Here is a 16,595-nt window from a genome sequence, read left to right as displayed (position 1 = left end):
GGGCACCCTCGGGTGCCCGTTTGCATTTCGGCGCTGCGTGCGCCGCTTACGCGGGCTGCTGCGCGTCCAGACGGCCGAACCACGACGGCACGAGCGCGACCGCATCGTCGAGCGACGCGAGCACGTGCAGGCTCAGCGCGACGATCTCGGGCGTCGGCGCCTTCAGGTCGGGCACGGTGATCACCGACGCGCCGGCGCCGGCGGCCGACAGCGCGCCGAAGTCGCTGTCCTCGAACGCGACGCACGCATGCGCCGGCACGCCGAGGCGCTCCGCGGCGAGCCGGTAGACGGCCGGGTCGGGCTTGCCGCGCGCGACTTCGTCGCCGCCCGCGATCGCCCGGAAGAACGGCAGTACGCCGACCGCGTCGAGCCGCACGCGGATCACGTCGCGCGCGGACGACGATGCGACCGCGCACGGAATGCCGGCCTGCGCGAGCGTTTCGAGCAGCGCGAGCGCGCCCGATTTCAGCGGAAACTTCGGACGGGGTTCGGGTGCGGCGAGCTGCTCGCGCACACGCATGCGTACGGCGTCGAACGTGTCCGGGTTGCCGATCAGGCGCGCGAGGATCACCTGTCCTTCGGCGAACGAGCGGCCGACGATCTGCAGGTAGTCGATCTCGGTCAGCACGACGCCGTGCGCGTTCGACACGTCGATCCACGTGTTCATGATGGTCCGCTCGGAATCGACGAGCAGGCCGTCCATGTCGAAGAGCGCGGCGGAGAAGGTCATCGGCGGTATCCGGAAAGCGGTGAAGCGGGAGAGGGCGGCGCGTGGCGCGACGCTCGCCCGAAATGAAAAACGGACGCCGAAGGCGTCCGCTCGTGACAGCGTGCTTACTTGCCGAGCGCGGCGCGCGCGGCCTTGGCCGCCGCACGCACCTGATCGGGCGCGGTGCCGCCCGGGTGGTTGCGGCTCGCGACCGATCCTTCGAGCGTCAGGTAGCCGAACACGTCGTCGCCGATCAGGTGCGCGACGTTCGGCAATTCCTGCTTCATTTCGTCGAGCGTCAGGTCGGCAAGGTCGATCCCGCGGTCGTCGCAGATCTTCACCGCATGCGCGACGGCTTCGTGCGCGTCGCGGAACGGCAGCCCGCGCTTGACCAGGTAGTCGGCGAGGTCGGTGGCGGTCGAGAAGCCCTGCAGCGCGGCCGCGCGCATCGCGTCCGGCTTCACCGTGATGCCCGCGACCATCTCCGCGAAGATCCGCAGTGTGTCGGCGACGGTATCGACCGTGTCGAACAGCGGCTCCTTGTCTTCCTGGTTGTCCTTGTTGTACGCGAGCGGCTGGCCTTTCATCAGCGTGAGCAGCGCCATCAGGTGGCCGTTCACGCGGCCCGTCTTGCCGCGCGCGAGTTCGGGCACGTCCGGGTTCTTCTTCTGCGGCATGATCGAGCTGCCGGTGCAGAAGCGGTCGGCGATGTCGATGAAGCCGACGCGCGGGCTCATCCACAGCACGAGTTCTTCCGAGAAGCGCGACACATGCGTCATCACCAGCGCGGACGCCGCCGTGAATTCGATCGCGAAGTCGCGATCCGACACCGCGTCGAGCGAGTTCGCGCAGATGCCGTCGAAGCCGAGCGTCTTCGCGACCGCGTGACGGTCGATCGGGTAGCTGGTGCCGGCGAGCGCGGCCGCGCCGAGCGGCAGGCGGTTCACGCGCGAGCGGCAGTCGCGCATGCGTTCCGCGTCGCGCGTGAACATCTCGACGTATGCGAGCAGGTGATGGCCGAACGTGACCGGCTGCGCGACCTGCAGGTGCGTGAAGCCCGGCATGATCGTGTCCGCGTTCTTTTCCGCGAGGTCGATCAGCGCGCCGCGCAGGTCGTTCAGCAGCCCGCCGATGCGGTCGATCTCGCCGCGCAGCCACAGGCGGATGTCGGTCGCGACCTGGTCGTTGCGCGAGCGGCCCGTGTGCAGGCGCTTGCCCGCATCGCCGATCAGCGCGGTCAGCCGCGCTTCGATGTTCAGGTGGACGTCCTCGAGATCCAGCTGCCATTCGAATTCGCCGCGCTCGATCTCGCCCTTGATCTGCGTCATCCCGCGCTCGATCGCGGAGAGGTCGTCGGCGCTGATGATCTTCTGCGCCGCGAGCATGCTCGCGTGCGCGAGCGAGCCGGCGATGTCGACGAGCGCGAGGCGCTTGTCGAAAAACACCGACGACGTGTAGCGCTTGACCAGCTCCGACATCGGTTCCGAGAAGCGGGCCGACCAGGCCTCGCCCTTTTTGTGCAGTTGGGACGTCATGGCGATTCTTCGAAGGGGAGTTGGGCGGCCGTGCGCCGCCGAGGGAATCCCGCGATTCTAACATTCGCGGCGCGCGCGGCCGGCCTTCGCCGGCGCGCGGCGTCGGTTCAGTCGCGCACCAGCACGACGAGCTTGAGGTCCTCGCGATGCGCGGGCTTCAGCGTGATCTGCTGATAGACGACGCGGCCGTCGGCCGGATGGTCGAACTCGCGCAGCCCGCCTTCGCGCTCGAACACGTCCTGCGACGCCCAGTACTGCGCGAACGCATCGCTGCCGGCCATCAGCGCGTCGATCAACGCGCGCGTCGGCGCGTCGGTGAGATGGCGGATCGAGTCCGCGCGGAATTCGGCCGCGAGCCGCCGCGCGCGGGTTTCCCAGTCGACGATCAGCGTGCGCGCGGCCGGCGCCATGAACGTGAAGCGCAGCAGATTGCGGTCGTGCTCGCCGTCGAGCCAGCCCGTGAACAGCGCGGCGGCCGGCGCGTTCCACGCGAGCGCGTTCCATTGCCGGTCGAGCACGTACGCGGGCGTCGCGATGGCGGCGACGGTCGCCGCGAGCGTCGGCGGCAGGTCGCCGGCCGCGACGTCGGGCTCGGCCGGATCGCGCTGCGCGGCCAGCTCGAACAGGTATGCGCGCTCGGCCTTCGACAATTGCAGCGCGACGGCGATTCGCGCGAGTGCGTCGGCGGACGCCGACACCGGGCGGCCCTGCTCGATCCACGTGTACCAGGTCGGGCTGACGCCGCACAGCTGCGCGACTTCCTCGCGCCGCAGCCCCGGCGTGCGGCGCCGCGGGCCGGGCGGCAGGCCGACGGCCTGCGGCGACAGCCGTTCGCGGTGCGCGCGGATGAATTCGCCGAGCGCGCGGGCGGGCGTGGCGTCGAGCGGCGGGGTCGGGGGGGAGGATGGCTGGTTCATGCGGAAACGGCTGACACGACTGAATCGACAAAAAAGGGCGCCCGGCGGCGCGGCAAGGGACAAGCATTAGGCAGGTGTAACCAATACCAGAATAACTGCTTGACTTGTACTGGTACAAGCGCGGGCCTATTGTAGCGATTCGCGCGCTGGCAGGCAGCGGGCGCCCCACCCAGAAGAAGGAGCGAACGATGAAACACCACGATCAGGTCGCCGACGCATTCGGCACGACGGCCGCCGCGTATCTGACGAGCACCGTCCACGCGACGGGCGCCGACCTGCAGGCGCTGGCCGACGCCGTGCGCGCGACGCCCGACGCCGCGGTGCTCGATCTCGGCTGCGGCGCGGGCCACGCGAGCTTCGCGGTCGCGCCGCACGTGCGCGACGTGGTGGCGTACGATCTCGCGGCGCCGATGCTCGCCACCGTCGGCGCCGCCGCGCGTGAGCGCGGCCTCGCGAACATCCGCACGCAGCAGGGCCCTGCCGAGCGGCTGCCGTTCGACGCCGGCACGTTCGACTGGGTGATCAGCCGGATGAGCGCGCACCACTGGCACGACGTGCGCGCGGCGCTCGCCGAGGTGCGCCGCGTGCTGAAGCCGGGCGGCCGCGTGCTGATGATCGACATCGCGGGCAACGACCATCCGCTGCTCGATACGTATCTGCAGGCCGCCGAAGTGCTGCGCGATGCGTCGCACGTGCGCGACTACCGCGCCGACGAATGGCTCGCGATGTTTCGCGGCGCCGGGTTCGATGCGCGCGTGCAAAGCCGCTGGCGCCTGCCGATCGACTTCGACACGTGGGTCGAGCGGATTCGCACGCCGGCCGACAGCGTCGCGGGCATCCGCGCACTGTGGGCGCACGCGCCCGACGAGGTGCGCGGCTATTACGCGGTGCAGCCGGACGGCTCGTTCGAGCACGACGCGTTGCTGATCGACGCGCAATGAGCGGACGGGACGGCGGCCGGTACGCGCGCGCCGTACGATGAAAAAAAGCCGCGCCACGCGTGAATCGCGTAGCGCGGCTTTCGTTTCGCGACGCCGGCATGGCGCGGGGCAGGTCCGCGCCGCGCGCGCGAATCAGCCGGTGTTGCGCAGGCCGGCCGCGATCCCGTTGATGGTCAGGTGAATCCCGCGGCGCAGCCGCGCGTTCGTGTCGCCCGCGCGGTGGCGCTTGATCAGTTCGACCTGCAGGTGGTTCAGCGGATCGAGATACGGGAAGCGGTTCTTGATCGAGCGCGCGAGCAGCGGGTTGGTCGCGAGGCGGCCTTCGTGCCCGGTGATTTCCGCGAGCGCCTGCGACGTGCGCTCCCATTCCGCGACGATCCGCTCGAACACGTGCTTGCGCAGCTTGCGGTCGGCGACCAGCTGCGCGTAGCGCGATGCGACCGCGAGATCGGTCTTCGCGAGCACCATGTCCATGTTCGACAGCAGGTTCGCGAAGAACGGCCAGGTCTTGTTCATCTTCTTGAGCAGCGTCAGGCGTTTCGTGCGCTCGGCCGCGTCCGGCGCGCCGTCGAGATACGCGCTCACCGCGCTGCCGAAGCCGTACCAGCCCGTCAGCAGCAGCCGGCATTGACCCCACGAGAAGCCCCACGGAATCGCGCGCAGGTCCTCGATCTTGCGGTTCTTCGGATCCTGCAGTTTGCGCGACGCCGGACGGCTGCCGATGTTCAGCTCGGCGATCTCGGTGATCGGCGTCGACGAGAAGAAGTAGTCGGTGAAGCCGGGCGTTTCATAGACGAGCGCGCGATACGACGCCATCGCGGCATCGGACAGCGTCTGCATCGCCGCTTCGAACGCGGGCAGTTGCGCGGGCGCATTCGACTGCGGCAGCAGCGACGCTTCGAGCGTCGCGGCGACGACCGTCTCCAGATTGCGCCGGCCGATCTCCGGGTTCGCGAACTTGCTCGCGATGACCTCGCCCTGCTCGGTCAGGCGGATCTGGCCGTTCACGGTGCCCGGCGGCTGCGACAGGATCGCCTGGTAGGTCGGGCCGCCGCCGCGGCCCACCGTGCCGCCGCGGCCGTGGAACAGGCGCAGCGTGATCTTGCGTTCGCGGAACAGGTCGACGAGCGCGAGCTCGGCGCGATACAGCTCCCAGTTCGACGTCAGGAAGCCGCCGTCCTTGTTGCTGTCCGAGTAGCCGAGCATCACTTCCTGTTCGGCGCCCTGGTGCGCGATCAGCGCATCGACGCCCGGCAGTGCGAAGTAGTCGCGCATGATGCGCGCGGCGTCGCGCAGGTCGGGAATCGTCTCGAACAGCGGGATCACCATCAACCCGTTCTTCGCATGGCTGCCGAGCGTGCCTTCGAGCAGGCCCGTTTCCTTCTGCAGCAGCAATACCTCGACGAGGTCGCTGACGGTTTCCGTGTGCGAAATGATGTAGTTGCGCACCGCGCGCGGGCCGAACTGCGCGCGCACTTCGCGCGCTTTCTCGAACACGCCGAGCTCGCTCTGCGCGAGCGCCGAGTATTCGAGGTACGGCGAGCGCAGCGGGCGCGGATCGGTGAGCGCGGCGAGCAGCACGCGCAGCTTGTCTTCCTCGGCGAGGGCCGCGTAGTCGCCTTCGACGCCCGCGCGCGCGAACAGCTCGGCGACCACGGCTTCGTGGATGTCGGAGCTCTGGCGCAGGTCGATGCTCGCGAGATGGAAGCCGAACACTTCGGCCGCGCGCACGAGCGGCGCGAGGCGCGGCGCGGCGAGCGACGCGCCGTGATGTTCGTCGAGCGACGCGGTCAGCACCTTCAGGTCGGCGACGAAGGCCTCGGAATCCGCATACGGAACCGCGCGCACCGGCGGTGCGCCGCGGCCGGCGCTGCGCACCGGCACCGTGCCTTCGCCGACGCGCACGCGCGCGCTGGCCGCGAGCCGCGTGTAGATGCCGATCAGCGCACGGCGGTACGGTTCGTCGACGCGATGCGGCGACTGGTCGGGCGACGCTGCCGCGAGCGCCTTCACCGCGTCGCTCGCGCCGACCAGCAGGTTCGACACCGACAGCTCGGCGCCGAGCTTGTGCACCTGTTCGAGATAGTGTTCGAGGATCACCGCGGCCTGGCGGTTGATCGCTTCGTCGAGCGTAGCGGCGGTCACGTTCGGGTTGCCGTCGCGATCGCCGCCGATCCAGCTGCCCATCTGGAAGAACGCCGGCACGCGCGCCTGCAGGCCGTGCTCGGCGAGCGCGGCCTCGATGTCGCCGTACAGCGCGGGCAGCTCGTCGAGGAACGTCGCGCGGTAGTACGACAGCGCGTTCTCGATCTCGTCGCCGACCGTCAGGCGCGCGTCGCGCAGCATGCGCGTCTGCCACAGCGCGGTCACGCGCGCGCGCAGCATCGCTTCGTTGTACGCGCGTTCGCGCGCGGTCAGCGGCTGGTCGCGCTCGGCGAGCAGCCGCGCGATGTCGTGCTGCGCGTCGAGAATGCTCTTGCGCTGCACTTCGGTCGGGTGCGCGGTCAGCACCGGCACGATCAGCGCATCGTCGAAGAAGCGCTGCAGCAGCCGCTTCGACGCGTTGCCGGTCGTCTTCAGCTGGTCGAGCGCGTACGCGACGGTGCCCGGCTGCGGCGCGGAGCCGGCCAGCGCGTGGATGCGGCGGCGGCGGTTGTGGTGGCGGTCTTCCGCGATGTTCGCGAGATGCGAGAAATAGCTGAATGCGCGCACGACGCTCACCGTCTGCTCCGGCGTCAGCTTGCGCAGCTTCTTCTCCAGCGTTTGCGCGGCTTCGCTATCGTCCTCGCGGCGAAACTTCACCGCCGTCTGCCGAATCGTTTCGACGACGTCGAACACCGTGTCGCCTTCCTGTTCACGCACCACATCGCCGAGCAGGCGGCCGAGGAAGCGGATGTCCTCGAACAGCGGGCGGTCCTTGTCGTCGCGCGTGCGCGTGCCGGGCTTCGCCGGTGCGGCCGTGCGGACGGCGGTGCCGGCGGGTTTGATCGCGCGTTTTGTCTGACGTATCGGGTCTTTCGGTTTCGTTGCCGGTTTTGTTGCCGTTGTCGCACGGCCGTTCGCGGCGGTGGCGAGGGTGCCCGTCTGGGCGTCGAGGGAGGGCAAGGCAGCATTGCGGCGCGCCGTACGCGCCGATCCGGAAGACTTCACGATGGGTTTCCTTGGGAAAGCTCGAGTCAAAAGGGACTGCGGGAACTGCGGAAACTACGGAACTGCATTCATGCAACCAGCTACGTGCGGCACATCCGCGCATCGGTATCGCCGCGCGCGCGAAGGCGCGGCGGGCGCAGGCTCCGGGCCCGGGCGGGCTGGGGCGTGCGTGCTACCATTGTTCGGTCTTCAATCCCGTCCTTCGATGTTCCAGCAATGAATTCCGAGACTCTTTCGGCGCCCGCTCCTGCGACGCTGACGATCGCTTCGCGCGAGAGCCGCCTCGCGATGTGGCAAGCCGAACACGTGCGTGATGCGCTGCGCAAATTATATCCAGCTTGTGACGTGAAAATCCTCGGGATGACGACCCGCGGCGATCAGATTCTCGATCGTACGCTGTCGAAGGTCGGCGGCAAGGGCCTGTTCGTGAAGGAGCTGGAGAATGCACTGGCCGACGGCCGCGCCGATCTGGCCGTGCATTCGCTGAAGGACGTGCCGATGGCACTGCCCGACGGCTTCGCGCTGACCGCGATCATGGAGCGCGAAGACCCGCGCGATGCGTTCGTGTCGAACGACTACGCGTCGCTCGACGCGTTGCCGGCCGGTGCGGTCGTCGGCACGTCGAGCCTGCGCCGCGAGGCGATGCTGCGCGCGCGCTATCCGCACCTCGACGTGCTGCCGCTGCGCGGCAATCTCGACACGCGGCTGGCGAAGCTCGATCGCGGCGACTACGCGGCGATCATCCTCGCGGCCGCGGGCCTGAAGCGTCTGGGCCTCGACGCGCGAATCCGTGCACTGATCGACGTCGAGGACAGCCCGCCGGCGGCCGGCCAGGGCGCGCTCGGCATCGAGATCGCCGCGCACCGCACCGACGTCGCCGCATGGCTCGCGCCGCTGCATGACTCGCAGACCGCGCTCGCGGTCGAGGCCGAGCGGATGGTGTCGCGCGCGCTCGGCGGCAGCTGCGAAGTGCCGCTCGCCGCGCATGCGCAGTGGCGGGCAGGCGAGCTGTACCTGACGGGCCGCGTATCGACGACCGACGGCCGGCGCGTGCTGACCGCCGAAGAGTGCGGCGCCGTCATGAACGTCGCCGATGCGCTCGCGCTCGGCCGCGCGGTATCGGACGAACTCGACGCGCAGGGCGCGCGCGACATCGTCAACGCATTGCTCGCCGGCTCGCAGGCCGGCAAGGGCGACGCCTGATGGCGGGCGGCGCGCACGCGTTCACCGCCGTCCTGACGCGCCCGGACGGCCAGTCCGCCGAGCTCGCGGCCAAACTGGCCGACGCCGGCTGCGACGTGCTCGAATTCCCGCTGATCGATATCGCGCCGGTCGACGATCCGGCGCCGCTCGACGCCGCGTTCGCGGCGCTCGCCGATTACGCACTGGTGATCTTCGTGTCGCCGAACGCGATCGACCGTGCGCTCGCGCAGTACGGCGCGATCTGGCCGAATGCGCTGCCGGTCGGCGTAGTCGGCCCCGGCAGCGTCGCGGCGCTCGAGCGCCACGGCATCGCGGCGCCCGCGCATCGCGTGATCGCGCCGCAGGCGCCCGCCGACGGCGGCGTCCCGCGCTACGACTCGGAAAGCCTGTTCGCCAGCATCGAGGCCGCATTCGGCGGCGCGCAGGCGCTCGCCGGCAAGCGCGTGCTGATCGTGCGCGGCGACGGCGGCCGCGAATGGCTCGCCGAGCGGCTGCGCGAAGCCGGCGCGGACGTCACGCTCGTCGCCGCGTACCGGCGTGTCGTGCCCGAGCCGCGCGTCGGCACGTGGGAGCGCGTGCACGCATTGCTCGCCGGCGCGCCGCACGCATGGCTCGTCACGAGCTCGGAAGGCGTGCGCAACCTGCACGAACTCGCGCGCACGCACCTGAACGATGCCGAGATCGACGCACTGAAGCATGCGCGGCTCGTCACGCCGCACCCGCGCATCGAGCAGACCGCGCGCGCACTCGGTTTTGATAGGATTACGCTGACCGGCGCGGGCGATGAGCGCATCGTCCGCGCGTTTCGAACGATGGCCGACGAGGCCGTCCAACCGGCGACAGCCGCACCGGTGACTAAACGCATGACAGATACCAACGATTCCAAAAGCGTCGCTTCCCAGCCGGCCGCTGCATCCGCACCGCCGTCCAGCCCCCGTTATCCCGCGTCCGAACCGCCCGCGCGCCGCGGCAGCAGCGCGGCGCTGTGGTTCGTCGTCGTCGTGCTCGGCTGCGCGGCAGGCGTCGGCGGCTATGCGCTGAACCGCAAGGTCGACCGGCTCGACGATTCGTTCGCCGCGCGCCAGAAGGCGCTCGATGCGCAGACGGCCGAGATCCGCATGAAGACGGAGCAGGCGCTCGCGGGCACGCACCAGGTCGACACGCAGCTCGCGCAGCTCGACGGCAAGCTCGCCGACGCGCAGAGCGCGCAGCAGGCGCTGCAGCAGCAGTATCAGGACCTGTCGCGCAACCGCGACGCGTGGATGCTCGAGGAAGTCGACCAGATGCTGTCGAGCGCGAGCCAGCAGCTGCAGCTGACCGGCAACACGCAGCTCGCGCTGATCGCGCTGCAGAATGCCGACGCGCGCCTCGCGACGTCGCAGAGCGCGCAGGCCGTCACGGTGCGCAAGGCGCTCGCGCAGGACATCGAGAAGCTGAAGGCCGCGCCGTCGGCCGACCTCACGGGCCTCGCGATCAAGCTCGACGACGCGATCGCGAAGATCGACGCGCTGCCGCTGTCGGGCGAGGCGATCGTCCCGCACGCGGCGCCGAAGGCCGAGCCGGCCGGTTCGGCGCCGTCGGCCGCGACCGCTGCCGGCGAGCCGCGCTGGAAGGTGTGGTGGCATGACTTCTCGGCCAGTCTCGGCCAGCAGTTGAAGGGCCTCGTGCAGGTGCGCCGGATCGACGACGCGGACGCGATGCTCGCGTCGCCCGATCAGGGCTACTTCGTGCGCGAGAACGTGAAGCTGCGCCTGCTCACCGCGCGGCTGTCGCTGCTCGCGCGCAACGACACTGCGATGAAGGCCGACCTGCATGCGGCGCAGGCGTCGCTCGGCAAGTATTTCGATCAGGCATCGAAGGACACGCAGTCCGTTGAAGATCTGCTCAGGCAGGTGGATGGCGCATCGCTGACGGTCGCGGTGCCGAACCTGAACACGAGCCTGAACGCCGTTCAGCAGTTCAAGAGCCGGGGGTAACGATGACGCTTCGAGGAATCGTCTGGCTCGCGATCCTGTTCGCGATCGCCGCGGCACTCGCCACCGTCGGCCGTTTCGATGCGGGGCAGGTGCTGCTCGTCTATCCGCCGTACCGGGTCGACGTGTCGCTGAACCTGTTCGTGATCGCCATCGTCGTGCTGTTCATCGTCGTGTATGCGCTGCTGCGCATCGTGCGCAACATCTGGCGCATGCCGCAGCGGGTCGCCGCGTATCGCGCGCGTTCGCGCAACGAGAAGGCGGCCGCGTCGCTGCGCGATGCGATCGCGAACCTGTACGCGGGCCGCTTCTCGCGCGCCGAGAAGGCTGCGCGCGACGCGCTCGCGGTCGATGCGAACCAGGGCGCGGCGAGCCTCGTCGCGGCGACCGCCGCGCACCGGATGCACGAGTACGCGCGCCGCGACGACTGGCTGTCGAAGGTCGACGCGCCTGAATGGCAGGACGCGCGGCTGCTCGCCGCGGCCGACATGCGCGCGGATGCGCGCGATGCCGACGGCGCGCTCGCCGCGCTGGCCGACATGCAGGCGGGCGGCAAGCGTATCCATGCGCAACAGATCGCGCTGCGCGCGCAGCAGCAGTTGAAGAACTGGGCCGAGGTGCTGAAGCTCGCGAAGGCGCTCGAGAAGCGCGAGGCGCTGCATCCGGCCGCGGCCGTGCGGCTGCGCCAGCAGGCGGCCGAGAATCTGCTGCGAGAACGCCGGCACGATCCGGACGCGCTGCTCGAGGTGTGGCAATCGCTGTCGCCGCTCGAGCGTCAGTCGCCGCGCCTCGCCGATCTGGCCGCCGACCTGCTGGTGGCGCTCGAGCGCCGCACGGAAGCGCGCCGTATCGTCGAGGAAGCGCTCGCGCACAACTGGGATGCGCGGCTGCTGCGCCGCTATCCGGACACGGCAGGCGGCGATGCGCTGCCGCTGATCCAGAAGGCCGAAGGGTGGAAGAAGGATCATCCCGAAGATGCCGACCTGCTGTTCGCGCTCGGTCGTTTGTGTCAGCAGCAGCAGCTGTGGGGCAAGGCGCAGTCGTTCCTTGAGGCGGCGCTGAAGCTGGCCGACAACGAGGCGTTGAAGGTGCGCACGCACCGTGCGCTCGCGCGCCTGTTCGAGCATCTCGGCGAAACCGACAAGGCGGCGAAGCACTACCGCGAAAGCGCGCTCGCGATCACCGTGGTTTGATGCTGGCAGGGCGGGCGGCCGCTTTCAGGCGGCCCGCTTCCCATTGCGTAATAGAAGTGAGAAATGCCCCGAACGCCGGATGGCCTTCGGGGCATTTTTTGTGCTGATGGGGTTATGTCGTCGGACTTTGTTGCGGCAACGTCGGGCAGGCGTGTCCGGAATGTCGAGAAATTCATCGGAAGGGCTTCGTCCGGTTCGTGCGTGAGAATTCAGGTCAGGTATCCATCATGTTGGATCGTTGGGTTCCGCCTTCAACCACATCCACTGGCCCGCGACGGACTCGCTGTGTCGTTGTTGTTCACGCTCTTCCTGAGGCGTCAACGTACGGACCGTGGGAAATCTTTGCCCTTTCTTGACGAGCAATCGATCTGAGCCCGAGAGCGTGGTGAATCCCTGCCACCATCCCGTTTCGGGGCAGAGCATGCCGGTGCACAGGGTCATCTCGCCGTACTTTTTTCGCTTTGCCTGCTGTTGTTCGAGGCGGCGTTGTTTGCGTTCCTCGGGGGTCAGAATTGTGTAGACGCGTCTTATCGTAACTTCACCCAGCATTTGTGGAAACGACCCATCCAATGGATTGGCGTAAAAGAGAGAGACATTAACGGGGAACTTGCTGCCCGGAGTGTCTTTTGCGCGATAGCGAAAGGATTGCAGGTTTGGCATCTTCGGATCGCGCACCATCATCTCATTTCCGTATTCACGATTCCCGTTTGAATCGACCCAATAGTCCTCCAATTGGAGAAGGGCCTTGATTTCTGTGTCGGGAAGGCCGGCGATCATTGGACTTAACTGTAAAATAAATCCAGTCGGGACGATCTTAACCTTCGAACGGTCAGCACTGTAATCGTCTGGATCGTCGAATGTCGAAAAGGAAACTGTAGTTGAAGGCGACAGCCGACTGGCGTAAAGATAGCGTCGCCCTTCTGATCGAGCGTGTGATTCTGTATCGACGATTCGACCGAAGATGGTCTCTGATGGGTTAAACGGCTTGTCATCGCGCAGAATCGCCATCGCGTCCATCAGGATGCGGTACACCATCGCACGCTGCTCATCAGCATGATTCGTCACGTCAACTCCTTGCGCCAATGGCTCTGAGGGCGGTGGCATAGTCGGCTGTGCATGTACCGGGGTTAAGCACGAGAGCGCGATCAGGACGGTCCCAATAGTCCTGTACCACACCCGCACACGCATAGGCGTCTTCTTCATGTAATTGACTCCGGTAACCTTCTTCAAAACTCATCATCTTCGCCGCCGTCTCAGGCGACACGTTGAGCAGCTTGCACACTTCGGCCTGCACAACAGGAATATCCGGCTTCACATAGGTCCCGCCTGCTTGATTCCGCAAATACGAAATCATCCAGTAGTAGTGGAATACCAGCATTCGATGCAATCCGGTTATGACGCGGCCGTCGTAGGGAATGTGGATTTTTTCGGCTGTCCCATAGATGTTTTCATGAGTGTAGCGCTGGTAAATAGTATGAATTTGCGAGAACGCCGCGTAGTCTCCACCATGTTGCCGAAGTAGCGCCATCATCCAGAAGGTTTGCTGGCAGTGCCGTGCCTCGTGGTAAAGCAGGTCGGCAAACGACTTGAGCTTTCCATTCAGGGTGGTTGCGTCATCTGCTCCCGCAATAATCTTTGTGATCTCTTGCTCCTGCATGGCCATGACCCATGCTTTGGTAACAAATGACGCGCTGACATCAGGGCGCATGTTGTATTTCTCTTGCCCTGTATTCGCGTCAACGATGGCAATACGTGGCATCGCCCCCTCCGACTCGTCGGCATAGCCCTTCGACAAACCAAAAGGCCCCGCGCCAAGCGCATCAAACAGAATCCGACCGACCACCCTCGTGATGGCGATCTTCAGTTCGAGCGAAACCGAACCGTCTACCGTCCTGAACTCTGCCCACGGAATCCCTGTGAGCGCGTCCTTGATCCCCGCCGTATAAGCCTTCGTCACCGGATACACGACATCATTACGCGGCCGATTCTCCGGCACATCGCTCTGTTTGGCCCCGTGGATAAAGTGATGGAACCGCAACCCGAAATTAAGCGGATCGCAGGTCGCGAACTCGGGCCGTTGCTTGCCGGACGTCGCTCCCTGTTCCGGCGTACTTGCCGTCCGCCCGTTGATCCTCGCTGTCCGCTTGTCAGCGTTCGGCGCGTTGGCTGTATAAGGCGTCGTGTTATCGCGCACGACGGCCGCCCGATTGACGGCAATCACCTTGTCCGGATCGCTGGCCGCCAGTACCTCGACCGTGCCGAACACGACCTCATGGCTGGTCACCAGCGCCGTTTCACCCAGGTCATTGCTGACGCCGCCGATCACGCGCCCGTCGTCCAGCGTGACCCGATAAGGCTGATTCGGCAGCGCGAACCCGCTGTCAGGCTCCATCAACACAAAATGCGCGGCAAACCGCCCGGGACGGTCGGGCGTCACCGGAAAGCGGATCGGCCGGGATTGCGGCCCCTCATTCAGATGACTGCCCGCATAGACCGTATGCTCGCCCGCCGTCCGCACCACATAACCCTGTTCGCTGATGCGGACCTCCGTACTGCCCGCGTGAAACACGATTTCCTTCATCGCGTACAAATGAAGGCTGTCTGTCGTGCTGGCGATCTTGACCAACTGCTTGGCCGTGACTTCGATCCCGTCCGTCTGGGCTTCGATGCGGATCTTGCCGCGCGCGGCGACCAGCGCCATGCCCGCCTTATGTACGAACAAAATGAATGCGTTCGCCACGCTCGCGAACAGCGACCGGCCGACCGCCAGGCCAGTATCCCGGCCGCTCGTCACGGCCACATCGTCGTCGCTGGCAATATGCGTACTACCCCCGGTGGCCATACTGATACCCGTCGGGCTGGCCAACACGATGTCGGGCTCCATCAGCTCCGGGAAGTCATCTGCATCGCCCGTTGGATTTCCTCGCAGTGCATCGTTGCGAGTCTTGATCATCCTCGCGACGTTGCTTTGGTCCGCGTCCGGTTGCTGCGCGTCATGCCGTTGCGCCAGCCCGCACAGACTCTCCTGCAGTGCGTGTGCCCGCGTCAGCCGGCCGATGGCTTCCCCGGCGTGCTTCGCGTGGCCCGCGCCGCCTGGTTGACCGTCGGTCGTCACGAACAAGCCCTTCACCGCACGCATCACGCCCCAGAAGTCGGTGCGCAGATCGAAGCCCTTGCCGCGCGCCTCGGCCCGGCCTGTCTTCCGAAGGAGGCGCCGCAGGTTGCCGAGACTGAGCTGTGACGCGCCTGCATCGCTTGCCAACTGCGTCTGAATTTGCCCCTGTGTATCGTCGATGGCGACGTGGCCCGATGCCGTACCTTGGAACTCTCGCCCCCGTATTATCGACACGGCCTGATTGTGCGCCTGCGACAGATCCAGCGCCGGCTGACGAAACGCGTTCACGAGACTGCCCGCGATCACCGGCAAATCCGGATCGCCGTAGTAGTGCATCACCGCCACTTCATGGCCGATTCGCGGAATGAACGTCGCGCCCATGTCGACGCCTTGCCACGGCGACAACACGCGCAGCCAGATGCCGGCGTTCTCGTCGTGCACGCCCTGGCGATCCCACTCGAACTGCACTTTCACCCGGCCGTATGGGTCGGTCCAGACCTCTTGTCCGGACGGTCCTACGACGATCGCTTTTTCCGGGCCGCTCAACACGGGTTTGCCGACACTGGGTGTCAGCCGGAACGGTTCATCGGCCGGCAGGAGTTCGAACCGTGTGTCGACTCGGTACGTTTGCTCTAGGCCCGAACGATTGCCGATTTCCTCGATGTCGAGCGTACAGGACACGACGACATATTCGCGGTTCGCGGCTTGCTGCGGATAGCCGGTCAGCGTGAATGTGCGGCCGACCGTCAGCCCGCGCAGGTTGCCCGCGCCATGGGCGCGCAGCCCCGCGCAGCGTTGTGCGTCAAGTCGCACGCGCGCGAAATGGCGCGCTTCCTGCTCCGAATCGTTCGGCTGGCCGTCCAGCCCTTGCGCACCCGCCAGCGGCTGGCTCGCGTCGACCCACGCGTAAATCTCGCCGTCGGCGCTGGCCGTCTCGCGTGGGTGCGCTTCGGAAACCGCCAGCTTCGCACGTGGACGCGTGTAGTCGTGGTCCGTCACGGTGACACGGCCGGCCGTGAGCCGACTGGTCACCGACAGCGCATGAATGTGTTCTTCGTCGATGCGCTTGCCGTCGGGCGGCAGATAGCGCAGCGTCGCATACGCGCCGCCGTGCGGCCGATGGCCGCCGAGCGTGTCGCACAAGACCAGACGATGACGGCCGTCGTCGTGCTCGAACCACCACCAGATCCCCCATTCCTCCCACAGTCGTTGCAGGAACGCCCAATCCGATTCGAACGCCTGACGCTGCATGTCGCGCTTCGGATAGATTCCGCGAAAGGCGCCGGCCAGACGCTTGTCGGCCGTGTACGGATATTTCGCCAGCACGGCGTCGGTGATCTCGACGACGCTCATTTCTTGAAAGATTCTGCAATCCTGAGTAAGCGTCGCGCGATAAAGCCATGGGCGCAGTTCCAGTTCGTACAGGATGGTGTCCTTGTCCTGCCCGACAATCCGTGCGGCTTCGACAAGACCGGTAATCTCGCGTGTGCCTGTGCGGAGGTTGACGAGTCCGGCATGACGAGCCAATGCGGAAATGGAATATTCCGCGCCGTCGAGTTGAATCGAAACGGTGACCTCGGTGCCGACTACCTTATCCAGATCGAGATTGGCTGTTGTGCTCGGGGAAAAGGCATAAGCGGCGTCGGTGCGCAGCGTAACGCGATAATGGCACGCGTCGATACGGCCCATTGATTCGATGCCTTGCAATCGTACCGGAACGAATACCGGTAACGCATCCATTCCGTATGTGGGCAAGGCCATGCCGGAGATAGACAGCGTGCGGGACCGGAACGAAGGCGGCATGCTGTCAGGCTCAGTGCCTTGTGCATTTTTCATCGACGAAGTGAGTCAGGAATAAA

At 66.7% G+C, this 16,595-nt stretch carries 10 protein-coding genes; 4 read left to right on the top strand and 6 right to left on the bottom strand.

Going from position 1 to position 16,595, the window contains the following annotated elements; translation table 11 throughout:
• Window positions 1–46: 46 nt before the first annotated feature.
• From BSE24067_RS24680 to BSE24067_RS24670, 3 genes are all read right to left on the bottom strand, one after another.
• Complete coding sequence (locus tag BSE24067_RS24680; RefSeq protein WP_151066108.1) at window positions 47–730, bottom strand: HAD family hydrolase; 684 nt, start codon at window positions 728–730, stop codon at window positions 47–49.
• 104 nt (window positions 731–834) lie between these two features.
• The gene (argH, locus tag BSE24067_RS24675) at window positions 835–2,244 is read right to left on the bottom strand and encodes an argininosuccinate lyase (protein WP_151066107.1); all 1,410 of its coding nucleotides are present in this window, start codon (window positions 2,242–2,244) and stop codon (window positions 835–837) included.
• Between the two features lie 107 nt (window positions 2,245–2,351).
• The gene (locus tag BSE24067_RS24670) at window positions 2,352–3,161 is read right to left on the bottom strand and encodes a helix-turn-helix transcriptional regulator (RefSeq protein WP_151066106.1); all 810 of its coding nucleotides are present in this window, start codon (window positions 3,159–3,161) and stop codon (window positions 2,352–2,354) included.
• A 188-nt stretch (window positions 3,162–3,349) separates the two neighbouring features.
• Between BSE24067_RS24670 and BSE24067_RS24665 the strand changes: the two genes are divergently transcribed.
• Complete coding sequence (locus tag BSE24067_RS24665) at window positions 3,350–4,102, top strand: class I SAM-dependent methyltransferase (protein ID WP_151066105.1); 753 nt, start codon at window positions 3,350–3,352, stop codon at window positions 4,100–4,102.
• A gap of 132 nt (window positions 4,103–4,234) precedes the next feature.
• On the opposite strand, the gene ppc is transcribed toward BSE24067_RS24665, so the two are convergent.
• Window positions 4,235–7,252 (bottom strand): phosphoenolpyruvate carboxylase, encoded by a 3,018-nt coding sequence (gene ppc / locus BSE24067_RS24660; protein ID WP_151066104.1) that lies wholly within the window; start codon window positions 7,250–7,252, stop codon window positions 4,235–4,237.
• 216 nt (window positions 7,253–7,468) lie between these two features.
• Between ppc and hemC the strand changes: the two genes are divergently transcribed.
• From hemC to BSE24067_RS24645, 3 genes are read left to right on the top strand one after another with little or no spacing between them, the layout of a single operon-like run.
• Window positions 7,469–8,455, top strand: a complete 987-nt coding sequence (hemC, locus tag BSE24067_RS24655) for a hydroxymethylbilane synthase (protein ID WP_151066103.1) — start codon at window positions 7,469–7,471, stop codon at window positions 8,453–8,455.
• Window positions 8,455–10,431: a fused uroporphyrinogen-III synthase HemD/membrane protein HemX gene (hemDX, locus tag BSE24067_RS24650; protein WP_151066102.1), complete on the top strand. Its 1,977-nt coding sequence runs from the start codon at window positions 8,455–8,457 to the stop codon at window positions 10,429–10,431. Before hemC ends, hemDX begins: the two co-directional genes overlap by 1 nt.
• Before the next feature lie 2 nt (window positions 10,432–10,433).
• Window positions 10,434–11,621: a heme biosynthesis protein HemY gene (locus BSE24067_RS24645; protein ID WP_151066101.1), complete on the top strand. Its 1,188-nt coding sequence runs from the start codon at window positions 10,434–10,436 to the stop codon at window positions 11,619–11,621.
• Window positions 11,622–11,846: 225 nt separating this feature from the next.
• Here BSE24067_RS24645 and BSE24067_RS24640 read toward each other — a convergent pair whose 3' ends face one another.
• Together BSE24067_RS24640 and BSE24067_RS24635 are read right to left on the bottom strand one after the other, a co-directional pair.
• A complete protein-coding gene (locus BSE24067_RS24640; RefSeq protein WP_244122265.1) occupies window positions 11,847–12,686 on the bottom strand; it encodes a hypothetical protein in 840 nt (279 codons plus the stop codon).
• A gap of 1 nt (window position 12,687) precedes the next feature.
• Complete coding sequence (locus BSE24067_RS24635; protein WP_244130574.1) at window positions 12,688–16,572, bottom strand: type VI secretion system Vgr family protein; 3,885 nt, start codon at window positions 16,570–16,572, stop codon at window positions 12,688–12,690.
• Window positions 16,573–16,595: the final 23 nt, after the last annotated feature.

The sequence above is a fragment of the Burkholderia latens genome (assembly GCF_902499045.1).
GTDB lineage: Bacteria > Pseudomonadota > Gammaproteobacteria > Burkholderiales > Burkholderiaceae > Burkholderia > Burkholderia latens.
The sequence above is the reverse complement of the archived record's forward strand: the minus strand, read 5'-3'. Positions and strand labels throughout refer to the sequence as shown.